Annotated in this window: 25 protein-coding genes; 7 read left to right on the top strand and 18 right to left on the bottom strand. The window is 64.1% G+C overall.

All coding sequences use genetic code 11. The annotated features are described in order from the left end of the window. Positions 1–277: 277 nt before the first annotated feature. Positions 278–880, bottom strand: a complete 603-nt coding sequence (locus MNAB215_RS24845) for a TetR/AcrR family transcriptional regulator (RefSeq protein WP_077081147.1) — start codon at positions 878–880, stop codon at positions 278–280. A gap of 249 nt (positions 881–1,129) precedes the next feature. On the opposite strand from MNAB215_RS24845, the gene MNAB215_RS24840 reads away from it, so the two are divergent. Next, positions 1,130–1,567 carry a hypothetical protein gene (locus MNAB215_RS24840; RefSeq protein ID WP_077081146.1) on the top strand — a complete coding sequence of 146 codons (438 nt, stop codon included), beginning with the start codon at positions 1,130–1,132 and terminating at the stop codon, positions 1,565–1,567. 106 nt (positions 1,568–1,673) lie between these two features. Continuing rightward, entirely contained in the window at positions 1,674–2,144 is a 471-nt protein-coding gene (locus MNAB215_RS24835; protein ID WP_174604637.1) for a nitroreductase/quinone reductase family protein, read from the top strand. A gap of 109 nt (positions 2,145–2,253) precedes the next feature. Here MNAB215_RS24835 and MNAB215_RS24830 read toward each other — a convergent pair whose 3' ends face one another. The 9 genes from MNAB215_RS24830 to MNAB215_RS24790 all read right to left on the bottom strand — a co-directional run bounded on the left by MNAB215_RS24830 (position 2,254) and on the right by MNAB215_RS24790 (position 10,450). Further along, positions 2,254–3,384, bottom strand: a complete 1,131-nt coding sequence (locus MNAB215_RS24830; protein ID WP_077081145.1) for a M24 family metallopeptidase — start codon at positions 3,382–3,384, stop codon at positions 2,254–2,256. Continuing rightward, positions 3,374–4,660 carry a M24 family metallopeptidase gene (locus tag MNAB215_RS24825; RefSeq protein ID WP_083746243.1) on the bottom strand — a complete coding sequence of 429 codons (1,287 nt, stop codon included), beginning with the start codon at positions 4,658–4,660 and terminating at the stop codon, positions 3,374–3,376. Before MNAB215_RS24825 ends, MNAB215_RS24830 begins: the two co-directional genes overlap by 11 nt. After that, positions 4,611–5,777, bottom strand: a complete 1,167-nt coding sequence (locus MNAB215_RS24820; protein WP_077082308.1) for an amidohydrolase family protein — start codon at positions 5,775–5,777, stop codon at positions 4,611–4,613. The genes MNAB215_RS24825 and MNAB215_RS24820 overlap by 50 nt, the downstream gene beginning before the upstream one ends. A 32-nt stretch (positions 5,778–5,809) precedes the next feature. Continuing rightward, a complete protein-coding gene (locus tag MNAB215_RS24815) occupies positions 5,810–6,025 on the bottom strand; it encodes a hypothetical protein (protein WP_077081143.1) in 216 nt (71 codons plus the stop codon). Positions 6,026–6,128: 103 nt separating this feature from the next. Next, positions 6,129–7,358 (bottom strand): cytochrome P450, encoded by a 1,230-nt coding sequence (locus tag MNAB215_RS24810; protein WP_077081142.1) that lies wholly within the window; start codon positions 7,356–7,358, stop codon positions 6,129–6,131. Next, a complete protein-coding gene (locus MNAB215_RS24805) occupies positions 7,351–8,070 on the bottom strand; it encodes a TetR/AcrR family transcriptional regulator (RefSeq protein WP_077081141.1) in 720 nt (239 codons plus the stop codon). Before MNAB215_RS24805 ends, MNAB215_RS24810 begins: the two co-directional genes overlap by 8 nt. A 47-nt stretch (positions 8,071–8,117) precedes the next feature. Beyond that, positions 8,118–8,777, bottom strand: a complete 660-nt coding sequence (locus MNAB215_RS24800) for a hypothetical protein (RefSeq protein WP_077081140.1) — start codon at positions 8,775–8,777, stop codon at positions 8,118–8,120. 124 nt (positions 8,778–8,901) lie between these two features. Further along, on the bottom strand, positions 8,902–9,516 hold the full coding sequence (locus MNAB215_RS24795; protein WP_077081139.1) for a hypothetical protein: 615 nt from the start codon (positions 9,514–9,516) through the stop codon (positions 8,902–8,904). A gap of 121 nt (positions 9,517–9,637) precedes the next feature. After that, positions 9,638–10,450, bottom strand: a complete 813-nt coding sequence (locus tag MNAB215_RS24790; RefSeq protein WP_077081138.1) for a SigB/SigF/SigG family RNA polymerase sigma factor — start codon at positions 10,448–10,450, stop codon at positions 9,638–9,640. A gap of 492 nt (positions 10,451–10,942) precedes the next feature. Here MNAB215_RS24790 and MNAB215_RS24785 point away from each other — a divergent pair, with 492 nt between their 5' ends. After that, positions 10,943–11,833, top strand: a complete 891-nt coding sequence (locus MNAB215_RS24785; RefSeq protein WP_077082307.1) for an SDR family NAD(P)-dependent oxidoreductase — start codon at positions 10,943–10,945, stop codon at positions 11,831–11,833. Here MNAB215_RS24785 and MNAB215_RS24780 read toward each other — a convergent pair. Then, positions 11,823–12,749 (bottom strand): putative antibiotic biosynthesis monooxygenase, encoded by a 927-nt coding sequence (locus MNAB215_RS24780; RefSeq protein WP_077081137.1) that lies wholly within the window; start codon positions 12,747–12,749, stop codon positions 11,823–11,825. The genes MNAB215_RS24785 and MNAB215_RS24780 overlap by 11 nt on opposite strands. A 297-nt stretch (positions 12,750–13,046) precedes the next feature. Here MNAB215_RS24780 and MNAB215_RS24775 point away from each other — a divergent pair, with 297 nt between their 5' ends. The 3 genes from MNAB215_RS24775 (at position 13,047) to MNAB215_RS24765 (ending at position 15,764) form a co-directional block, all read left to right on the top strand. Further along, a complete protein-coding gene (locus MNAB215_RS24775) occupies positions 13,047–14,450 on the top strand; it encodes a WS/DGAT/MGAT family O-acyltransferase (RefSeq protein WP_077081136.1) in 1,404 nt (467 codons plus the stop codon). A gap of 142 nt (positions 14,451–14,592) precedes the next feature. Then, on the top strand, positions 14,593–15,378 hold the full coding sequence (locus MNAB215_RS24770) for a heavy metal-binding domain-containing protein (protein ID WP_077082306.1): 786 nt from the start codon (positions 14,593–14,595) through the stop codon (positions 15,376–15,378). Beyond that, the gene (locus MNAB215_RS24765; protein WP_077081135.1) at positions 15,378–15,764 is read left to right on the top strand and encodes a DUF5073 family protein; all 387 of its coding nucleotides are present in this window, start codon (positions 15,378–15,380) and stop codon (positions 15,762–15,764) included. The genes MNAB215_RS24770 and MNAB215_RS24765 overlap by 1 nt, the downstream gene beginning before the upstream one ends. 32 nt (positions 15,765–15,796) lie before the next feature. On the opposite strand, the gene MNAB215_RS24760 is transcribed toward MNAB215_RS24765, so the two are convergent. The 4 genes from MNAB215_RS24760 to MNAB215_RS24745 form a co-directional block, all read right to left on the bottom strand. Next, positions 15,797–16,276, bottom strand: coding sequence for a nuclear transport factor 2 family protein (locus MNAB215_RS24760; protein ID WP_077081134.1), 480 nt, complete (start codon positions 16,274–16,276; stop codon positions 15,797–15,799). 33 nt (positions 16,277–16,309) lie between these two features. Continuing rightward, complete coding sequence (locus MNAB215_RS24755) at positions 16,310–16,783, bottom strand: hypothetical protein (protein ID WP_077081133.1); 474 nt, start codon at positions 16,781–16,783, stop codon at positions 16,310–16,312. A 39-nt stretch (positions 16,784–16,822) separates the two neighbouring features. Further along, positions 16,823–17,494 carry a TetR/AcrR family transcriptional regulator gene (locus MNAB215_RS24750; RefSeq protein ID WP_077081132.1) on the bottom strand — a complete coding sequence of 224 codons (672 nt, stop codon included), beginning with the start codon at positions 17,492–17,494 and terminating at the stop codon, positions 16,823–16,825. A gap of 197 nt (positions 17,495–17,691) precedes the next feature. Then, entirely contained in the window at positions 17,692–18,285 is a 594-nt protein-coding gene (locus MNAB215_RS24745) for a TetR/AcrR family transcriptional regulator (RefSeq protein ID WP_077081131.1), read from the bottom strand. 146 nt (positions 18,286–18,431) lie between these two features. On the opposite strand from MNAB215_RS24745, the gene MNAB215_RS24740 reads away from it, so the two are divergent. Further along, a complete protein-coding gene (locus tag MNAB215_RS24740) occupies positions 18,432–18,977 on the top strand; it encodes an SAM-dependent methyltransferase (protein WP_281253347.1) in 546 nt (181 codons plus the stop codon). Position 18,978: 1 nt separating this feature from the next. Here MNAB215_RS24740 and MNAB215_RS24735 read toward each other — a convergent pair whose 3' ends face one another. The 3 genes from MNAB215_RS24735 to MNAB215_RS24725 are packed head-to-tail and all read right to left on the bottom strand — an operon-like array spanning position 18,979 to position 20,946. Then, positions 18,979–19,350, bottom strand: coding sequence for a thiocyanate hydrolase (locus MNAB215_RS24735; protein WP_077081129.1), 372 nt, complete (start codon positions 19,348–19,350; stop codon positions 18,979–18,981). Between the two features lie 16 nt (positions 19,351–19,366). Next, the gene (gene scnC, locus MNAB215_RS24730) at positions 19,367–20,077 is read right to left on the bottom strand and encodes a thiocyanate hydrolase subunit gamma (protein ID WP_077081128.1); all 711 of its coding nucleotides are present in this window, start codon (positions 20,075–20,077) and stop codon (positions 19,367–19,369) included. Between the two features lie 29 nt (positions 20,078–20,106). Beyond that, positions 20,107–20,946: an SH3-like domain-containing protein gene (locus MNAB215_RS24725; RefSeq protein ID WP_077081127.1), complete on the bottom strand. Its 840-nt coding sequence runs from the start codon at positions 20,944–20,946 to the stop codon at positions 20,107–20,109. Positions 20,947–20,999: the final 53 nt, after the last annotated feature.

Below are 20,999 nucleotides of genomic sequence, written 5' to 3'. Positions count from 1 at the left end.
GCTCTGGCGAATGCCGGCTGTCAGCGTCGACAAATGACAGCGGCGTGCGGCCCTTTGCAGATGGGTGTCGCCTCGGCTCTTATCTGGCTGCACACAGCGCGAGGAGTACGGCGGGATCCAATATGGCGGATTACCCGTGGCGGTGAATACTGTTGCGAGACAGTGATGTTCCCGCCACGGTCGGCCAGGGGAGAAGTGTCACGGTGGCGAAACGGCGTTCGACTCGCCGCTCGTGGATGCGGCGCTATAACTGGACGCTGTTTTCGGAAGTGGCACTTCAGCAGCGGAATGCCTGTGCCACCAGGTCGTCTGCGTAGGCTTCGGTGAGCGGTTCGTGCCGCATCAGGAGGCGATAGTAAAGCGGCCCGGAGATGGCGTCGACGACAAGCTCCGGGTCAACATCGGCAGGTAGCTCGCCCGCGGCCCGGGCGCGCTCAACCTCGGCTACTGTGGCGGCCCGACGTTCCCGCAGGTGACGATCATAAAGGGCCTCCAAAATGGCCGGATCACTCTGTCCCTCGGCGATCAGCTCAGCCATCACCTTGCCGAACAATCCGTTGAGCTTGCCCACGAACATCCGAACTTTAAGCTTGAGGGCGTCCTGGGCCGTCTTGGGCGCCACCCCGGACTCAGGGGTAGCCGGAGGACCGTCGAGCCGTTCCTGAAGCATCGCCATGACCAGATCAGCCTTCGTCGGCCACCACTTGTAGATCGTTGGCTTGCCCACCTTGGCCCGCTTGGCGACGGCCTCGATGGTCAGGTCGCGTACGGAACGCTCCTGCAACAGCTCGTAGACCGCATCGAGGATGAGCGTGTGCGATTCCGCATTGGTGCCCGGGGGGCGACCCCGCGACCGGCGCGCTGAAGCCGTGGAGCTCATAGGGGTGACATTACCGCTACGGAGGGTAAAGGGAATTGACTTCCGCGCGGACCCATTCTATTGTCTAGCCGTAACGTAAAATAAATAAAGGGCCAGGACACTGAGCCACCATCGTGAAACCCGTCCTGCTCATCACTGGCGCTACCGGGAACCAACGCGGCGCAGCAGTCCGAGCAGTGCTCGGCAGCGGAGGGCACCGCTGGGGCGCCGCAGATGTCAGCACCACAGGTTCGTCTAAAGGAGGCCCGAGTGAATACGTTCTGGAAGTTCTCACCCTGGATGAGCAAATTTATCTTGCTGCCGCCGACAGCAATTTTGATCGCGGTCGGTGTCCGACACCTGGCTCATCCGGAAGTACAAGCAGCAGAACGGGGCATCGCCTTCACGAAGCCACTTGGCGCGACTATTTATCGCGTGGGCTTCGCAGGTTTCCCGCTTGGTTGTGCCGCCTTCTTCGCGTACTGCCTCCGCGCGAATCGAAGGACGCTCACCGGTCTCATCTTTTCGGTTCTGTTCAACGGTGTAGTTCTAGCGGTTCGTATCTACGGTATGGCAGTCGATTCCACTGTTCGGCAGAGTTTGCCCCTGGTTAAAGGAGAGGTCGTCGTGGTCGTCATCAGTCTTGTTGGTATCACCATCGAGATCGGACGGCGGTCCCATCGCCTGCTCGGTCCGCTCAACCCCTGAACAGACGACGGTCCCGGATCAACGAAGCGGTGAGAACCGGCCCGTCCGACGGGCTCCGCGACCGCTGCCCGTCAACCAAAGCAAAAACGACAGAAGGAGAGAGTTGATGAGCTTTAACACCCCCCACGGCACCCGCGGTGCCCGCCTGCCCAGCAAGAGGCTGATGAACTGGATAAACGCGTGGAACATGAAACGGATCCGCGGCAAGGCCACCAAGGTGATGGGCTTCCCGTCGCTGGTCCTGACCACCGTCGGCGCCAAGAGCGGCACCCCACGCCACACCCCGGTCGCCTACTTCCCCGACGGCACCGACAGCTGGCTGATCGTCGCGTCCGCGGCCGGGGCCGCCAAGAATCCCGACTGGTACTACAACCTGCGCGCGCACCCCGACAACGTGCAAATCCAGATCGCCGGGCAAACCATCGCGGTCAGCGCCGAGCAGCTGAGCGGCAACGCCCGCCAGCTCGCGTGGCGCCACATCACCAGCACCGCAAAACGTTTCGCGAACTACGAGCAGAAAACCGACCGCGAACTGCCGGTCATCCGCCTGCGAACCCGACCCAACCCCAAGCCGTAGGTTCCAGGACGCCAACACCACTGCAGGTCAGCTGAAACTCCAGTGATACAACGGATTACGTGACCTGATGCCCGCCGAACGGTTCGCATCGCGTGACGTTGGCTCCCGCCTAGGGCTGGCCCGTCCAGGTTGGGCTGGTGGTCAGCACGTCAACACCGTCGTCGGTGATGTGGACGGTGTCTCGGCGGTACACCGCGCCAACACCCTCCTGCCACACATAGCCGGTGATCGCCAACACCATTCCCGCGTCGAGAGTGTCGTCTTCACCAGCGGCACAGAGTGTTTCAGAGACCACGGGCGGATCGAATCCGAGTCCGAGCCCGTGCGCGATCGGCATCGGCGGCAGAGTTTCGCCGGCCGCCTCATACGCGCCGAGCAGCGCACGCACGGACGCGCCGGGCCGACACGCATCAATCATGCTGTCGTACAGCGTGTTCGACCGCGCAAACAGTTTTCGGGCGTTGTCCTCGACGGTGTCTCCGGCCGGCCACGTCCGGCCCACCTCGGCGACATAACCGTTCGCCAGGGCGCCGGCGCCGAACGCGACCAGGTCGCCCGGCCGTACCTGAGTGTGGGTGTGGGCGCGACGCCACGGGTGTTCTCGGGACGTGATCCAGGCGGCGTCCTGCGTCGCAGGTGTACTGACTCCGCCGGCGGCCATGGCCTCCAGCAAAACGCCGGCCAGCGTCTGGTCGGACACACCCGGCCGCAATTCTGTTAGGGCGGTAACAAGTCCGTGCTGGGCCACGCGCAGCGCCTGGTCCATCGCCGCGATCTCGTCCGGTGTCTTGGTGCGCCGTGCCGCCCGCATCGCGGGTTCGGCATCGACAAGTTCGGCGTTGGGGAACGCGTCGGGCAGCAATGCGGCGAAAGTGGGTGTGATCGCGTCGGTTCCGACGCGAACCGCGGATTCGGCGCCATCGACCTTTTTCAGGACATCGATCAGAGTCATCGGATTCCAGGCCAGACCGTAGAGGTGATCATGGTCGATCTCCTCGGGGATCCCTTCGTCGGCGGTGCTGTTGAGGTAGATGTCACCGGTCGCGCGAACCAGGACGCACATCGGGCCGAACGGTCGCGTCCCGGCGATCCACAGCTGTGGTGCGCCGGTGACGTACCGGATGTTCGCCTGCCGGCCGAGCACCAAGATGTCGAGGTTGTGCGCCTTCATTTGGGCAAGCGCCCGTTCCCGGCGTCCCATCCGCAAAGCCCTTGTATCGGGCAGAACTTCAGTCCCCATAGGGCGTGTACGGGTAGTTGGTAATCGGCGCGAAGCCGTCTTCGGTGATCACGATGATTTCCTCACTGCGGTAGCCGCCTGTCCCGTCCTCCCACACCACGGGTTCCAGCACCAGGACCATGCCGGGTGGGAAGACGAAGTTGTCGTCGAACTCTTCGCCGAGATCCGTTCCGATCATGGGCGCCTCGGCGGGATAGGTGCCGATGCCGTGGCCCAGGTAGAAGTGCGGCAGCCAGGGTTTGCGGCCCCCGTTGGCGGCGATCGCGGCCCTGGCCAAATCACCGGACGTCACACCGGCTTTCGTGACCGCGAGCACGGCGTCCAGAATCGCGCGCCACTGACGGAATTGGTCCTGCTGTTTCGGTGTGGGTTGCTCGCCGACCACCCAGGTGCGGCCGAAGTCCGAGCAATACGTCCCGTAGTTGATGCTGATGTCGGTCCACAGCACGTCGCCGGTCGCCAGCTCGCGATCCGTGGGGAGCAGCGGCAGCGCTAGGTCACCATGCGTGGTCCACACCCCGGCTTCCCGCGAGCTCGGCATCACCTGCCAGATGGCCTCCAGCATGTTGGTGGTGGCACCCAGTTCGAATGCGCGGCGCACCAGCGTTGCGGACAGGTCGATCTGGCGCACACCGGGCACCAGCGACTTCTGCACATCGACGATGGCGTGCTCGGTGATGCGACAGGCCTGACGCAGGCAGGAGATTTCATCCCGGGTCTTCACCAATTGCGCCGCGCCGAGTACGAGCGCCGCATCAGTGGGTGGGCCCGCGGGGAAAAGCTTGGGTGCCGCCCGCCGCATAGCTCCGGTCAATTCGTCGACCGCGACCTTGGCCCCCGGCGGGATGAGACCAGCCAGCTCCCGCGCGAAATGCTCTACGCCATGGTCGAATTCGAGATATGCGGGGCCGTGCAGATGATCGTCGGGCACCGGCGACTCCACCGACGCTCCGCTGCGGAACGGCATGAACAGATGCGGGTGCTCGTCATCGGCCAGCACGACCGCGACGGGCCGTTCCACGTGCGAGAGGCCCGCATCCAACAGCGGCCAGCTCGCTCCGGTCGCGTAGCCGACGTAGCCGTTCATCAACAGGATCAATGCGTCAACGCCCTGCTCGGACATTGCAGAGCGCAGCCGTGCGCCGGTCTCGGAACGCATGCGCGCCCAGTCCGGTTCGTCGGGGATGTCGATCAACGAGCCGCGGGCAGCGACGGAATTCGTCACGCTAGACCCCCAGGAATTTCTTGATGTTGCCGCTGACGACCCGCGCCGCATCGTCCGGGCCCAGCGCCTCGACGACCGCGGCCAGCGAGCGCTCCGAATAGCCGAAGGTGCTTTCGTTGTGCGGATAATCAGAGGACCACATCACCTTGTCGACGCCGATCTCGTCGATGTACCGCAGGCCCAGACCGTCCACCATGAAGGACGCGCACATGTGGTTGTCCCAGTAGTAGCGGACGTCGTGTTCGGGGTGGTCGGTCAGCATGTGCCGGTAGGAGGCCAGGACATGTTCGGCGTCCTGCAAGGCCGTCGGCACCCAGGCGATTCCGCCCTCGAACCAGCCGATGCGCAGCCGGGGGTGTTTGTCGAGGATTCCGCCGAAGATGTACTTGGAGAACATCTCCCGGAACGAATCGATGTTGACCATCATCGCGACGGCGACGCTGTTGACCTCGCTGGGGAACTTCGGCTGGCTCTCGCCGATGTGGTGGGTGAGGGGTAGCCCGGACTCCTCGATCTCGTCCCACACCGCACTCATCTCGTGGCTCGAGTAATCGATCGGTCGGCCGTCGTCGTCGTTGCCCGGGCTGATCGGCATCAGAAATGTTTTGAGGCCCAGCGATTTCAGCTCGGACAAGGTGCGTCGTGCGCCCTGCGGGTCCCACCAGTTGATCAGGCCGACGCCGAAGCTGTGACCATGGGAGCGCTCCTGGACGTCGGCGATGTGTTCGTTGTAGACGCGGAAGATCCGCTCGCGGATGGTCTTGTCCGGATAGTGAAACAGCGCCAGCACCGCGTTGGGGAAGGCCAGCTCCTTGTCCACCCCGTCTTCGGCGAGTTCACGCACGCGCGCGTCGATGTTGTTGGTGGCCGCTCCGGCCAGATCGTCGTATTGCATGAGGACCGCGCTGAAGTCGCCGACCACGATCGACTGTCCCGGAGGGCCAAGCAGATACGCGCCATCCTCGTACCAGATACGTGGGGCCTGGTCTTTGAGGTCGTCGGGGAAGCGCTCGTAGAAGATGTCGTCGGCCACCGAGATGTGATTGTCGGCCGAGAAGACCTCGGTGCCGGCGGGTAGGCCGGTGGGGGCTCCGGCGGCGTGGCCGTGGCGGTGCTTGGGGGCACCGATCACGCCGTCGGGGTAAATAGTCTGGGCTGCGCTAGACATGATGGCCGCTATCTGTCCCTTCATTACTGAGATCACTTGCTCAGCACGCCGAGCCCGTTGAGGTCGGCGAGATACTTGCCGATCAACTCCCTTGTGACATGCGGGATGGTGCGGCCGGAGTGCTCGACCGCGGTCTGGAACTGTGCGCCGGGGACAGGTGAGCCGGCAACAGCGGGCATGGGTTCACGGTAGACGTCGAACACGGTCAGGACCGACTGGGCGCGCTGCCGTTCCGGCAGGGCCCGCATCGCGGTCTCGAAGCGGATCAGCCAAAGCCCAGACCGCTGTTGGCGCCGGTCACGACGGCGAATCTGCCGGACAGGTCCGGTACTTCCAGACTCAGACTGGGTTTCACCATGTCACGGGCAGCTCGTACACGCCGTAGGCCAGCGTGTCGTGCTTGAACGGAAGTTCCTCAACCGGCGCCGCCAGCCGCAGCGTGGGGATACGGCGCAACAACGTCGGTAGCACGATCTGTAATTCCATGCGGGCCAACTGCTGACCCACGCATTGGTGACGTCCATAGCCGAATCCGACGTTCGGGCCGTCGTCGCGACTCAGGTCCAGCCGGTCCGGATCGGGGAATTGACGAGGGTCCCAATTAGCCGGCGCGACATCGAGAATGATGCCCTCGCCGGCGCGGATCGTCTCGCCGCCGACCTCGATGTCCTCGACTGCGATCCGGCGTTGACCGGTCTGAATGATGCTGAGGTACCGCATCAGTTCCTCGACCGCGCCAGCGATGGCCTTCGGGTCCTCGGCGTCGCGCATGAACGCCAACTGGTCGGGATGCTCCAGCAGGGCAGCGATGCTCAGGCTGATCATGTTCGCAGTGGTCTCGTGACCGGCGATCAGCACGCCGAGGGCCAGTTGGGTGGCCTCGCGCACGCTGATCTCTTCGGCGTTGACCCGCTCGGCGAGGTCGGATACCAAATCCTCTGAGGGGCTTTGCATCTTGGCCCGGATCAGTTTGGCGATGTATTTCGCCAGCGACGCAGCACCTTGGGCCGTGTCCTCTTCGGTCGCGTTACGCGCGGTACCGCGCTGCGCCTGTTCCTGAAAGAAGTCCGCGTCCTCGTAGGGCACACCCAGCATTTCGCTGATCACCAGCGAGGGGACGGGCAGCGCCAGCGCGCTGACGATGTCGCCCGGATTGGGGCCGGCAAGCAGCTCGTCGACGAGGTCGTTGACGATCTTCTGCACCGCGGGACGTAGGCCTTCAACACGCTTGAACGTGAACGGTTTTGACAACATCCGGCGGTATCGGGTGTGTTCTTCGGCGTCGGAGGTGAACACCGAACGCGGACGCTTGTGCACCGTGGCGAGCATGCCCGCGTTCCAGTGCGGGTAACCCGGTAACCGGTCGTCGACACTGGTGCGGACATCGGTGAACAACGTGCGGATCGCGTCGTAGCCGTGGATCAACCAGGGCGTGCTGCCGTCCCAGATCCGGACCCTGCTCAGCTGTTTGTCTGTGTTGAGAGCCAGCGACCTCGGTGGTGGCGCAAAGGGGCAACCCACCGCCCGCGTCATCGGAAACTCCGGGATGTCGGTGGTTTCCCCGGTCGAGGTGTCAGTCATCGTCCTCCTTGGCTTTCCTGTGCCTCGTCTCGACCGATTCACCGGCTGCACTCACGTGAACGGGCGCGCGCCACAGTCCCACGATCGCGTCGATCAGCCCTTCCCCGGCAACAGGCCAAGCCGAACGCGACCTGGACCCGCGCTCGGCCAAGGCGCCTTCATGTTCGGCGCAAGTGTGCATCAACAGGTTTCGAACCATGACGATTCGCTCGGAGCGAACCCGCTTGGGCAGATCGGGCAGACAGCGGTTGATCCCGTCGATCGTTTTCACCAGCAGCGGCGAGGTCAGCGCGTCCTTGGTGACGACATGGTGATACGTGGGATCCGCCATGGCCTGCGCGGCGAACCGTGCATACCAGCTCGGAGTACCCAATGCGGCAAGATGCTCGGTGAGCGGTCGCACCAAAGTGCCCACCCAGTCGCGCAGCTCGGTGGAATCGGCGATGTCGCCCAACATCTGCGCACGCAATTCCTCGATCGGCTCGCGGTGCTTGCTTTCGATCGCCCGTAGCAGGTCGGTCCGCGTGCCGAAGTGGTAGCACGCCGCGGCGTTGTTGCCCTGTCCCGCCGCTTCGCTGATCTGCCGATTGGACACGGCATACATCCCGCGCTCGGCGAACAACCACTCCGCGGCCGACAAGATGGCCTCGCGGGTCCCGGTCGACCTATCGGAGCGAACCGTGCGCTCGGCTTTCACCGCCCCAGTGAACACCGGTCAGTGAATTAAATCAAGCAATTTATTTAGCGACTGAGTCGTGTCTAGCGGGTGGGGCCCTTCTTGATGGCCGCGTCCTGTTTTTGCGCGACATCGGTCACGAAGTCCGGCGGCACAAGCGCATCGGGTGGCCCGTCGAACTCCAGCTCGACGAACGCCTTGCCCTCGGTGAACAACACGAGCGTCACACCCTTGGTGGCATCCGGTGACGGTCCGGAGATCATCGTGCCGCCAGTGCCGACGGCGAACTTCTCCGGAACTCCGTGCACGATGCCGTCGCGCGCGGCCTTGGCAGATTCGAGCGCACTGACGGCGGCCCCGGGGTCCGGCAGGATCCGGATGCTGTCCGCGATCACGTGCGTCCGGTCTTGGTTGCTGAAAGTTGTTGTTGCGCACGGTTGGCCGTTCGGGTTGTTGATGGGCGGGGTGGCGCTAAAGGGTTCCGGCGCGTTGATGTCGCTCGCGTTGATCAGCAATCCGGTGTAGTCGGACGGCGATGCGGGTGCGGACGTCGATGCCGCACTGCTGCCGGTCACGTTCGAGGTGACGGGCTTGGATGTGGTGGGCTGCGATGTGGTGGGCTGCGATGTGGTGGGCTGCGATGGGGTCGACGACGACGTCGACCCGCCGCCACAGGCGATTGCCGACGCCCCCACCAGGACCATCCCCGCCGCCGCGGCGGCGTTCCTTGCTGGTGCCTTCATCGGCGTAGCTCCCTTCGCGGCGCAACACGGCGATCTGGGAGAACGGTACGACACATTGACGGCGAGATCGGGTAAAACGCGTCCGGCGTTGATTTGCTGCGCGGGTGGGCGGGCCCGGCTCAGCTCAGCCGCCAAGCCCCTTCTTCACAGCCGCATCTTGCTTTGCGCCGACGTCGTTGACGAAGTCTTGCGGCGGGAGCGAGTCGGCCGGGCCGTCGAATTCGAGCGTGACGAACGCCTTGCCCTCGTTGAACAGCAGAATCGCGATGCCCTTGGAATTGTCCTGCGAATTTCCGGTCAGCACCGTGCCGTTGCTGCCGACCTTGGCCGCATCCGTTGTCGGGTGCTGGAGTGCGGCACCCTGGCCAGCCTTTGCCGCGTTCAACGCGTCGGTCGCGGCGCCGGGGTCGGCCAGCACCTGAATGGTGTCCTTGATGACGTGGCTGCCGTCTTGAGTGCTGAACGTCGTCGCGACGCCGGGCTGGCCATTCGGATTGCTCGCCGGCGGGCTGGCCGTGAACTGCACCGGAGCGTCGATATCTGTCGCCTGGATCAACAGCCCCGTGTAATCGGTCGGCTGCGCCGATGTGGCGGGCGCCGACGTGCCGCTGCTGGTTGAGGACGTAGCAGAGCCCGGCTTCGACGGCGCTGGCGCAGGCTTGCTGCCGCATCCGGTCGCGGACAACGACAGCGCCGTTGCCGCGGCTGCACCCGCCATCAGCAGCTGAGAACTCCTCATCGAATCGTGCCCCTTCCAGGCTCCAGGTGGCGAACCGCGGCGACATCTGTCGCCGCGTACCCCCGAAACGCACAGTACACATTGCGCGGATCGCCGAAAGGTTTTGCTGCGGCTGATTCGACTAGTCCAAGTGGTCGCGCAGACTTTGCAGGGTGCTGGCCAGGATGCGCGACACCTGCATCTGTGACACGCCGATTCGCTCGGCGATCTGGCTTTGCGTCATCGATTCGAAGAACCGCATGTGCAGCACTTCCCGTTCACGCTGCGGGAGCCCACTCACCAGGGTGCGGACCGCCTCCCGGTCGGTGATGTGCTCGATTTGGGGGTCGAGGCCACCCACCCCATCGGCGACCGACCGCGTGCTGCCGGAGCCGTCCGAGCCTCGCGGTGCGTCCAGCGAGTCAAGCTGGTACGCATCGCCCGCGACCAGGCATTCGACGATCTCCTCGTGGGGGACGCCGAGCTCGCGAGAGAGCTCGCTGGCCGTCGGAGCCCGCCCCAATCGTTGGGACAAGTCGGCGGTCGCCCTGCCGATCTGGACATGCAACTCGCGCAGCCGTCGCGGCACGCGCATGCTCCAGCTGTAGTCGCGGAAATAGCGCCGGACCTCGCCCATCATGGTGGGAATCGCGAACCCGATGAAACTGGGTCCCTTGTCCGGGTCGAAGCGGTTGACGGCGTTCATCAGTCCCAGCCGCGCGACTTGAATCAAGTCGTCGAGACCTTCGCCGCGACGGCCGAAATGGCGGGCCACATGGTCGGCCAGGGGCAGGCATCGGTTGACGATACGTTCGCGTTGACGGCGGTATTCGTGCGATTCGGCCGGCATCGTCGCCAGCGCCACGAACATATCGACGACATCGTCATAGGAATCGTCAGATTTCGCTCGTGACGGCCGCGCCGGGCGGGCCGGAGGAGCAAGGACATCGGTCATCGGCCAACCCACCTGCCGTCGACTAGGACTATCATGAAATCTATTGCGTACCAACGGAGTTGCATTTTCAGCACACTCCCTCCCAGTCGTGTGACGCGAGGGCGTCGTAAATCTACGCTCGCGTTCCCACTGCACCAATCCATGAACATGGACTGGCTGAATGCAGTGCACGCGGGACGGACGACGGGTGACCAGGGAATCGATCGCCGAAGCCACTGCCCAGCACCCGGTGCAGCTGCGTAACCGCTTTTAGCTAAACGGCGATGTGTCCAGAACGGACTCCCGATCGATACTACGCCTGATGGCAAGGAATCGCGACGGGTGTGGATGCCGTGGCGCCCGTCACCAGCGCCGTTGCGGGTCGGGCATGCGGTTCTCATTTCGGCCCCAACTGGGTACTGTTCGGCGAATGTCTGCGCCCCATGCCGATCGCCCTGGTCGTGATCGACGTCGAGAACCATGCGCCGGGAACACATTCCGAGCCGGCCGCCGATGACTGGGCACAGCGTGTTGGCCGGGCAAGCCGCGGTGGTGTCCGGCGGCAGCCGAGGCGTCGGCCGTGCCGTCGCCGAACTGCTCGGAGAACTCGGGGTCGCCGTCGTGGTCAACGGGCGTGACGCCGCTGCCGTGGAGGAGACCGTCGCCGCGATCACCTCATCCGGTGGACGAGCCAAGTCGCTGGTGGGGGCGGCCGACCAGGAGGCCGTTGCCGCGGCACTCATCGAGACATGCACAGCCACCTTCGGCCGGCTGGACATCCTGATCAACTGCGCCGGAATCGCCGAACCGCCCGGATCCTCGATCCTGAGTATCTCGCCGGACGACTTCAATCAGTTGATCAGCGCCCATCTCGGTACGGCATTCCACACGTGCCGTGTCGCGGCCCGCGTGATGGCCGCTCAGGGACACGGGGCGATCATCAACACCGGTTCGGTGGCGTTTCTCGGCGACTACGGCGGCACCGGCTACCCCGCGGGCAAGGGAGCTGTCAACGCACTGACGATGGCCATCGCCGCGGAGCTGAAATCCACCGGCGTGCGGGCCAACGTGGTGTGCCCTGGTGCGAAGACCCGGCTATCCACCGGGTTGGACTACGAGAAGCATATCGAGGAATTGCACCGTCGAGGCTTGCTCGACGAGGTGACCATGCGAGCGTCATTGGACAGTGCGCCGCCCGAGTACGTTGCCCCGATCTACGCCTACCTCGCCAGCGACCTGGCGCGTGACATGACGGGCCAAATCTTCGTTGCCGCAGGCGGATTCGTCGGCCGCTTCGATAAGCCGGCGCCTTCGGTGCTGGGATATCGCGATCACCATGACAGCCCACCGTGGTCGATGCACGAGCTGCACACGATGCTGGGCTCCGCGACGGCTAGGCCATGACCGCGAAAAGCCCCAGCAGCACCAGGTAGCCGGCCACGATTACCGTCGCACCCGCGAGACTGGTCCGAGCCGACGAGCCGTCGATGGGATCAATCCAGCGACGAAAGGGCCGAGACACCGCCGGCACGAGTATCCATTGCAGTGCAACGATGCTGACGACGTTTCCGACGAAAAAAGACAACGATTGCGTGAACCCGAGATGATCGAGGGCGGGCGAGAGAAATTTGGTCAGCACCATCGCGGTCGGGTACAGGCATAGCAGCACCAGCATCGCAGTCTTCCATGCCGGCGTGATCCTGGTCTGGCCATGATCGAAGCGAACAGTCGAACCGAATGGCGCGCTGCGCGGCAGCTCGGCGAAATCACGTGTCAGTTCGCCGCGTAGCCGCGGCAGTGCCTCCTGCCGCTCCTGAGATCGCATCCATGCCGCCAGCTGTCCCGGTGCGCGAAACCGCAGCACTGACATCCACTGTCCGTCGGAATCGGCCGGAAAGACCGCGGTCCCTTCGTATCCCGTAAACGCGGAACTGGTGAGCGTCAAATCACGCTGTGCCGCAACGAATTCGGCTTCCTTGCCGGGCGCCACGCTATGTAAGAAAACACCCGAATTTTCCGGTGGCGGTTCATCGTGGCCCAGGACGAGGTCGGCCGAACGGCGCCACCAGCCCTCCGCTTCGCCCGCACGAAGAATTGCGGCCCGCTGCGTGCCGTCCAGCCAGGCATCGAGTGAATCTGCATCGCGGAAAGAGACCTCGACAGCCCAGTCCAACTGCGCGCTTGCCTGGACCGATTCGCGTGCGCTGACATAACCATTCGACTGATGGGCCGAAGCGAGGTACCTGGCCAGCCACTGACCGAAACGATCGGGGTCAGACGGCGGATGGAAGATCGTGATCGCGGCGGCGACAGCGGGCATATCAGGTGTTTACCACTCTCGTTCGGTTGAACCGTTGATGGTGATGAAGGCAGCGCATCGAAGTGTGATCTTGTCGAGGTTTCCCCTTCACTGTGATGGGGCACTCAGGGCCCAATACTTCCGGTTGCCCCCGGGGGAGTTTGCTGCGCCTTGCCTCGATGACCGGCTCGGCTCCGTCATCAACAATTAATGAGAAGCCTCTTCGCAGTGTGTGGACCTCTGCCTGCCCACTACCTAGACTCCATGGAGTTCGGGGGATCCGGGGGGATTGAGAAGTCACTAGTCGGGTGGGCGGCTATGGAACGACTGAGCGGGCTTGATGCGTTTTTTCTTTACTTGGAGACGCCGACACAACCGTTGAATGTTTGCTGCGTGTTGGAGCTGGACACCTCGACGATGCCGGGCGGTTATTCGTATGGCCGGTTTCGCTCGGCGCTCGCACAGCGCATCGAGGCTGTGCCGGAGTTTCGCATGCAGCTCGCGGACAATCAGCTCAACCTGGATCACCCGGTTTGGGTGGACGACGAAACATTCCAACTCGAGAGGCACCTGCATCGCGTGGGCGTGCCGGCACCGGGAGGGCGCCGCGAGCTGGCCGACATCTGTGGTTACGTCGCCGGGCTCCCGCTCGACCGCGATCGCCCGCTCTGGGAGATGTGGGTCCTCGAGGGGAGCGCCGACAGTGACGCCGTCGCAGTGATGCTGAAGGTCCACCACGCCGTGGTCGATGGGGTCGCGGGCGCAAACCTGCTCGCTTACCTATGCAGTCAGCACCCCGATGCCCCGGCGCCGCAGCCTGTCGGCGGCGCCGGCGGTGGCAATCCGCTGCAGATCGCTGCGAGCGGATTGATGGGAATCGCTCGGCGGCCGCTGCGGTTGGCGACGGTGGTGCCCGCAACGATGCTGACATTGGTGCGGACGGCGCTTCGCGCCCGCGAGGGCCGCACCATGGCCGCACCCTTTACCGCACCGACGACCCCGTTCAACGGCTCGGTGACCCGGCAGCGCAACATCGCCTATACCTCGGTGCATATGCGTGACATCAAAAGGGTGAAGGACCGGTTCGGGGTCACCATCAACGACGTGGTGGTTTCGTTGTGCGCTGGGGTATTACGGCGGTTCTTGCTCGAGCGCGGCGAGCTGCCCGAACAACCGCTGGTGGCCACCGTCCCGGTTTCCGTACACGAGAAATGCGATCGCCCCGGCCGCAACCAGACCACCTGGATGTTCTGCCGGCTGGAAAGTCAGATCAGCGACGTGGGCGAACGTATCCGCACCGTCGCCGCCGGAAACACCGCCGCGAAAGACCATACGGCGGCCATCGGACCCACCTTGCTGCACGACTGGACCCAATTCTGTGGTCCGACCATGTTCGGTGCGGCCATGCGCGTTCTGCCGCTGATCCCGATTGGCCGCAATGCGTACAACCTGGTGCTGTCGAATGTGCCCGGCCCCCGGGAGCAGTTGTACTTCCTGGGTTGCCAGGTCGACACGATGTACCCGCTCGGTCCGATCATCGGCGGCGCCGGACTCAACATCACCGTCATGTCGCTCAACGGTGAACTCGGCATCGGCCTCATCGGTTGCCCGGATCTGGTGCCCGATCTGTGGGGTGTCGCCGATGCGTTTCCCGACGCACTCAAGGAACTGCTGGAATACCGCGATGGCCAGTCTGAAGACAGCAACCCTGCCGAACACTGAGCGAGCACGGGCGTAGCCTGCGATCTCTCCTTCACTCCCCAGCCGCAAAAAGCACCCTCGGCACCGCCAATGTCGCACGTAATGTGTGTATGCGATCGTCGTGCGGCCTACGCTGTGCGGGAACCGCAGAAGGGTGTTGACCATGCAACCGAGTCCGCTCGACCCAGTCGCCAGCGAACGGCTATCGCACGCCGGCAAGGTGTTTACGTCCGACCTCTCGATCAACGAATTCGCCCTGCTGCATGGCGCCGGCTTCGAACCGATCGAGCTAGTGATGGGCGTGTCCGTTTATCACGTCGGTTATCAGTTCACCGGAATCAAGCAGCAGTCGGAGCTGCCCGTGTTGACCGACGCCACGTATCGCGCGCGCTGGAACGCGATGTCCCGGATGCAGGCCGAGGCCGATTCGCTGGGCGCAGACGGAGTGGTCGGGGTCCGGCTCGATTGGCGTCATCAGGGCGAGGGCGAGCATCTGGAGTTCATCGCGGTGGGAACCGCCGTCCGCTACACCCAGAAGCCGGGAGCGTTCCGACGCCCGAGCGGGCAGGCGTTCACCAGCCACCTGTCCGGACAGGATCTGACCACTCTGCTGCGTTCCGGGTACAGTCCCGTCGCATTCGTGATGGGCAACTGCGTCTTCCACGTTGCGGTGCAGGGACTGCTAAGAACACTCAGCCAGGCGGGACGCAACGCTGAGATGCCGCAGTGGACGCAGGGCAGCTATCAGGCGCGCGAGCTGGCGATGTCACGAATGCAGAGCGAGGCCGAGCGCGATGGTGGAAACGGCGTTGTGGGTGTGCATTTCGCGATTTCGAATTATGCGTGGGGACATCACACGGTCGAGTTTTACGTGGCCGGCACGGCAGTGCGCCGCCACAGCGAACCGCAAACCATCACACCGTCGTTCGTGTTGCCGATGAGTGATTGATGACGGGCTTCGACCATGACCGCGTGAGCGAGGCGATCGGAACAGCCTTGTCGGGGCCGGGGGGAGTGGGCCTGGTCGTCCGGGTGTTTTGCGGGATTCCGGGAGTAGTTCTCACCCCGGCGCGGAGCGGCTTGTTCCGGTCACAGCCGGAGCGGACGCAGATCGGCGACTGGCGATACGAGGTCACCCCGGACGGACGGCTGCGCGCCGCCCACGTCGTCAACGGCATCGTTCTTGCCGAGGATGTGCTCGCCGCCGCAGCCGTCGGCCCGCATATCGCCCGCGCGCTCGGCCAAGTGGTCACTCACTACGGTCCGTCGATCATGCCCAATGTCGATGCGGCCCTGGAAGTCCTCGAAGCCGGCACAGGCCCCGGCTACCGCTGAATTACCTTTTGCGACAGAACTTTTGCGACCTGCTACTCGGAGCTGCCCAGCTGGGTCTGGTCCATCGCCACGATCCACCGGCTGAGCCGCCACACGCCGTCCTGCTTGACCGCGGTGAACTCGTAACACCCGGTCAGGTCGGGGGAGGGCGAACCGCCGTCTTTGATCGCGAACACCTGGACATAGCAACGCCCGGTCGCTTCGCTTGCGGTCTGACTGGAAAACCAGAACGAGTTCAGGGCGTGACGCCGCTGGTTGTTTTCGGCCTTGAATTTCGCCTTTCGGACCGCGAGAAGAGTCATCACCGTCTCGATGTCCTGGGTGAGCTCGGCGCCCTCGTGCAGCAAGCCGAGCTGGGGGGCGTCGGTAAACAACGCGCGGAACTCGTCGAGCCGGTTTTCGTCGTAGCTGTAGGCATACGCGCCGAAAAGATTGATGATCGCCAACCGGTCAGCCACATCGAACGCCACCGACCCGATATCGCCGGCCGTAGCGGCCTGCCCGTCTACCACTCGTCGACCTCCTGAATGCCCGGCGCGCTGAACTCAGGAATCATCACGGCCGTCCCGGCCGCGTTGCCTGCGAAGAACCGAGCGGCCCATGCGCAGCACGCCCCGGAACGCATACACGGCGGTCACGATGCACAGCAGGATCAATACCACGAACGTCGGTAGCCAGTTGTCCCTGCTGTGGTTGACGTTCCACCAGACGATGGTGAAAAGCGCCGAGCATAGCAACATCACCAAGTCTCGCCAGTTGCCCTGGTAGGACAGCGCGGCCCTGCGCAGCGCCCGGCTTCGGTCGGCGGCATCGACCAAGTCGTCGATGCGAGCCTCGATGGTGCGCTGCAGTTCAGCCCGCCGTGTGGTGTCTTCCGGTGCCAATCGCTCCAGCAGGTCCATGTCCTGCCTGATCAAGTCGCGATAGTCGGGACCCCTGAACTGCCCGGCCGCAGCAGCGAGCAGGACGCCACCGACAACGGGTGCGCTATTCAGGGCGACTTGCGCCAAACCCACCACGTCGCGTCCTCCTTCGTTTGGTGCACCGGCACGCGGGAATCAGGACGCCGCGGACGGGCGTCGGCGCGCCCGCGGATACTCGGGGGGCCGAAGCGCCTCCATCGCACGCATCATCTGCGGGTAGGCGATCGCCGGCCCGATCCAGCGGACCAGGAAACGCCGGAGATCGTCGCCGCTGCGAGGCGGCCGGCCAGGATCAGCGAGGAATGAGTGCAGCACCCGCAGGCAGAATTCGTTCAGCTCGTCCAGGCCGGCTTCGTCGAAACCGTGCTGCTCCCAATCGATATCAAAACTATGAAGCATGGAACGCCCGAAGGCCAACGCGGTGTCCGACACGATCGACACCGTCTGGGCCCCATGGTGGCGCTGCGTGAGAACTAACTCAACCTGATTGTCCGACGCGAGCTGTTCGACGGCGAACGCGAAACCTTCGGTCACCGCGACGACCGGATCGGTCACCCCGCTGAGATGGGCGGTGAGCCGGTCGAGAAATCCGTCGGCTGAGCGCAGCGCGGTCGCCACCAGCAATGCCTGCGTACCAGGGAAATACCGATAGACCGTTTGCCGAGTCACACCGAGGGCGCGCGCGACATCGGCGATCCGCATGGAAGAACCGCTCTCGCCGATGATGTTGTCGGCGGCATCAAGGATGCGCTCGATCGCCTCCTCATCGGAGGCCGGCGTGTTCCCGCCCCACCCGTGACTGCGCATGCCTAGCGAACAGCAAATCCGTAGTCGGTCATCGTCACGACTGGATCATAACGTCCTGCACAACATCGTCGTGGTCGCTTACCGAGACCGGTTTTCTAGACATGTGTCCACCCGGTTCGGCAAGCGCGGGTCGCCGGATCCCGCTGTGGCTTAGCGACTTTCGGTCTCACAGCCCAATCCTTTTGGACCACAACATGTTAGGCGACTGAGGCACCCAGGATGAGGTTGACCGCGTCGTCGAGCTGACCGGCGATCTCGTCATAGCTGACAAAGCGTGCGGTCATCAGCGCACCGGAAAACGTCATTTGCAGGGTCGATTTCACCGCCCGCGGCCAGCCCGGGCCGAGTGCGGCAGTGATCCGCCGCGTCACCTCTTCGCCGATCTGTTCGCGCAGCGGCACGACCGCTGGGTCGTCGGCCATCAACGCTGCCCCACAGGCTGCCGTCAGTTCCGGCTCGTCGGAGACTGCAACCGCCATATCCCGGAGTGTGGCACTCACCCGGGTCTTGGTGGTGTCGTTGACGTCGGTGTGCAGTGGAAGTTCACGAAGAAAGCGCAGATAAACGGCGGCGACAAGGGCGCTTTTCGACGGAAAATATGTGTAAGCGCTCGCCGGCGACACCCCGGCGCGACCGGCCACCGCCCGCATCGTCAGATTGGCGTATGACGATTCGCGAAGTTCCGCCAATCCCGCGTCGAGAACCTTGCGGATCGTCTGTCCCGGCCGGCGATCCGAGCGCCGGGCAGCACCGGCGACTGCCCTCGCGGGACGGGTGGCTTCACTAGACACCCGTCCAGTGTAGGAAAGGGTACAACCGGCCGACAACGCTGCTTTGCGGCGCCGTTCTGCGCCGATGGATGTCGACCCCAAGGTCGCGGCGACTAAATACAGACAGGCGTCCAGAAATTCGTTGCGCGAGTCGTAGGGTGACGGCTGTGACCGGAGAAGATCGGCGACGCTGGGACGAGCGATACGCCGACATGGAACCTCCGCCCATCGACGCGGTGGGGCCGCCCAGCCTCTTCGCCGCGCACGCGGACGCTTTCCCGACGACGGGCCGAGCGCTCGATCTCGCCTGCGGTCAGGGACTCGGCGCGGTGTGGCTGGCCCGACGGGGGATGGACGTGTGGGGTGTCGACATCTCGGCGGTGGCCGTCGCCCACGCGCGGGATCTGGCGCAACGCAGCGGAGTTGCCGATCGCTGCCGCTTTGACGTGGTCGATCTCGACGATGGTGTGCCCGAAGGGCCACCCGTCGACGTGGTCGTGTGCGACAAATTCCGGGACCGCCGCCTTGATCACGCGATCCTGGACCGGCTGGCGCCGGGCGGCCTGTTGGCGATCGTCGCACTCAGCGAAGTCGGCGCCGCGCCGGGTCCGTTTCGCGCAGGACCTGGCGAGCTGACCGCGGCGTTCGGCGCGCTCGGCCGCATTTCCTCCGGCGAGGGCGAAGGTTACGCGTGGCTGTTGGCGCGAGGCTGATTCACGACTCGAGCCGCGACCGCACTGCCGCAAGCCGTTGCGCAAGCTCGGCCTCGTCGATGACCCCACGCACCAACAGCGAGTGCGCCAACGCCACGAGCCGGTTTTCCGGATAAGGAAGGTCGGCATAAACGGTCGCCGACAACGCGTCCTCTTCGCTACGTCGGTCAACCGAGTCGAGCACCTCTGGGCCACAACCACTTCGATCGATCGCGTCGCAGATCCCGTCGAGGCTCGTCTTCCATGGGGGTACGGGATTCTGTACTCCGTATTTGGCCCCGATCCGGCTCCACACCTGATCGCGTTCAACGATTTTCGTCAACGGCTCAAAAGTGGCGGCCTCGACCGGTCGCAGCCTGTCGGGCGTAGTCATCTGCGGTCCCCCGGTTTCACTGGCCGACCGGATGGATCGCCGGTCGGGTATCGGTGATCACGTTCGCGGTCACGCCGACCTTGGGCAGTGCGACACCGATGAGGCAATCGCGAGTGATGATCTCGGCCAACTGATCTTCGGTCCAGCCCTCGGTGCCGTCCGGGCGCACCGGCATCACCATGAACCGGTGCTTCTGATTGGAGTCTTCCACCCGGATCTCGACGTCCTCGGGGAGATAGAGCCCGAACTCGGCAAGCACCTGCCGTGGCCACCGCACGATGCGGCGACGAAAGTTCGGCGTGCGATACCACTCCGGAGAATTCCCCAGAATTGGACGCGGGTAGCAGGAGCACAACGTGCACACGATGACGTGGTGCAGGGTAGGCGTGTCTTCGAGAACGTGGAACGCGGTGAAGTCGCTGGGCGTCCCGAACCCCGTCGGCTGCAGCCAGTCGACGCCTACTTCTTTACTCGCCGCTAGCGGATCGGACAGCACCAGCTCTTTGTACTGAGGGTCAAGCCAGGCCCGGGCCACCAAGTGTGCGGCCGGAGTGGGCCCGATCTGCTCGGCGAATTCGGTCATGTGACGGTGTTCTTCCGCGGTGAAAATTCCTTTCTCAATGCACAATTCGCGAATGGCGATCTCGAGAACTTCGAAGTCGGTGATCTCGTCCACCATCGGGGCGGCGGTGCGGTCGTGATCGTGATCGTGGGATTGAGAGGTCATCGGGATGTCCTGTCCTGTCGAGGCTCGGGCTATCGAGCCGAATCGAGCCAGCGCTCTGGAATCTCGGTCTGGAGCGTGTCATTGCCGGGTCCGGTGTAGCCGTGCCACAGCTCGGCGAGATTGAACCGGACAATGTAGAACCACTCGGGTTTCTGGTCGGGTGCGTCCCACGTCTCGTCCTCGGCGGCGGGGCTTTCGTAGGAGACCTTCGCGATCTCTCCGGTCGCGCCTCGGACGTATTCCTGCGTGCGGGTATAGAGCAGGACGGGAAGTTCGCGCACGACGACCTTGTCACCGACCTTGAATTTCGGATCGCCGGCCTGTCCGGCGAAGACTTGAGGATCGCCCTTTCCGACCGCATGCAGGTGGTGATCATTGCGCTTGACCCCGGACGGGTCGCCTTCGAATTTGGGGTTGGCCTCCAACGACTTTCCCCCCAGGCCACCCGAATACCGCGCTTTCACCTCGGCCATGCGTTCGGCCAACTCGCTGAGTCCGATGTGGTGCTTCTCGACCAGGACGCGCACCACCGCCAGCAGCCACCGCCCGTAATACGGGAGGCCTAGATAGATGGTGCGTCCCAAGTCGACGTTGCCCATCCGGCGTCGCTCCTCCGACAACCAGATTCCGCGCCAGCCGAGCACCTCGCACGTGACATAGGTGTTCTCTTCCCATATCTCGTATTGCTTGTTCTCGAACTCGAGGGGTGCATCCGGCTCACCACCGACGTCATGCGGGGTCTTGGTATAGGCGGCGAATCGGTCGTGGTCGATGAGATCGGGGGTAGGTGCGTCCGGGAGTTCCGGATAGGAGGACTTGAGGCGGGCCACCAAGTCCAGCTGCTGCACCCGGTTGCGCGGGGTCGTCATGTGAGCTCCAGTCATCGTCTTCAATCTCGGCGGTGGCACAGCCCGGTGTGCGC

It is taken from the genome of Mycobacterium numidiamassiliense (genome assembly GCF_900157365.1).
In the GTDB taxonomy this organism is placed as follows: Bacteria; Actinomycetota; Actinomycetes; order Mycobacteriales; family Mycobacteriaceae; genus Mycobacterium; species Mycobacterium numidiamassiliense.
This window is presented reverse-complemented; position numbering and strand designations above follow the sequence as displayed.

What these genes read in the sequence shown, in the direction of transcription:
- scnC (WP_077081128.1), bottom strand. Translation starts at nt 20,077, where the DNA reads ATGACCTCTCAATCCCACGATCACGATCACGACCGCACCGCCGCCCCG.
- MNAB215_RS24790 (WP_077081138.1), bottom strand. Translation starts at nt 10,450, where the DNA reads ATGACCGATGTCCTTGCTCCTCCGGCCCGCCCGGCGCGGCCGTCACGA.
- MNAB215_RS24775 (WP_077081136.1), top strand. Translation starts at nt 13,047, where the DNA reads ATGGAACGACTGAGCGGGCTTGATGCGTTTTTTCTTTACTTGGAGACG.
- MNAB215_RS24815 (WP_077081143.1), bottom strand. Translation starts at nt 6,025, where the DNA reads ATGCGGGCCCTGCCGGAACGGCAGCGCGCCCAGTCGGTCCTGACCGTG.
- MNAB215_RS24830 (WP_077081145.1), bottom strand. Translation starts at nt 3,384, where the DNA reads ATGGGGACTGAAGTTCTGCCCGATACAAGGGCTTTGCGGATGGGACGC.
- MNAB215_RS24820 (WP_077082308.1), bottom strand. Translation starts at nt 5,777, where the DNA reads ATGTCTAGCGCAGCCCAGACTATTTACCCCGACGGCGTGATCGGTGCC.
- MNAB215_RS24810 (WP_077081142.1), bottom strand. Translation starts at nt 7,358, where the DNA reads ATGACTGACACCTCGACCGGGGAAACCACCGACATCCCGGAGTTTCCG.
- MNAB215_RS24800 (WP_077081140.1), bottom strand. Translation starts at nt 8,777, where the DNA reads ATGAAGGCACCAGCAAGGAACGCCGCCGCGGCGGCGGGGATGGTCCTG.
- MNAB215_RS24750 (WP_077081132.1), bottom strand. Translation starts at nt 17,494, where the DNA reads ATGCGCAGTCACGGGTGGGGCGGGAACACGCCGGCCTCCGATGAGGAG.
- MNAB215_RS24785 (WP_077082307.1), top strand. Translation starts at nt 10,943, where the DNA reads ATGACTGGGCACAGCGTGTTGGCCGGGCAAGCCGCGGTGGTGTCCGGC.
- MNAB215_RS24845 (WP_077081147.1), bottom strand. Translation starts at nt 880, where the DNA reads ATGAGCTCCACGGCTTCAGCGCGCCGGTCGCGGGGTCGCCCCCCGGGC.
- MNAB215_RS24780 (WP_077081137.1), bottom strand. Translation starts at nt 12,749, where the DNA reads ATGCCCGCTGTCGCCGCCGCGATCACGATCTTCCATCCGCCGTCTGAC.
- MNAB215_RS24735 (WP_077081129.1), bottom strand. Translation starts at nt 19,350, where the DNA reads ATGACTACGCCCGACAGGCTGCGACCGGTCGAGGCCGCCACTTTTGAG.
- MNAB215_RS24835 (WP_174604637.1), top strand. Translation starts at nt 1,674, where the DNA reads ATGAGCTTTAACACCCCCCACGGCACCCGCGGTGCCCGCCTGCCCAGC.
- MNAB215_RS24770 (WP_077082306.1), top strand. Translation starts at nt 14,593, where the DNA reads ATGCAACCGAGTCCGCTCGACCCAGTCGCCAGCGAACGGCTATCGCAC.
- MNAB215_RS24795 (WP_077081139.1), bottom strand. Translation starts at nt 9,516, where the DNA reads ATGAGGAGTTCTCAGCTGCTGATGGCGGGTGCAGCCGCGGCAACGGCG.
- MNAB215_RS24725 (WP_077081127.1), bottom strand. Translation starts at nt 20,946, where the DNA reads ATGACGACCCCGCGCAACCGGGTGCAGCAGCTGGACTTGGTGGCCCGC.
- MNAB215_RS24825 (WP_083746243.1), bottom strand. Translation starts at nt 4,660, where the DNA reads ATGCGGCGCGGGTCGTCAGCGGCAACATCAAGAAATTCCTGGGGGTCT.
- MNAB215_RS24765 (WP_077081135.1), top strand. Translation starts at nt 15,378, where the DNA reads ATGACGGGCTTCGACCATGACCGCGTGAGCGAGGCGATCGGAACAGCC.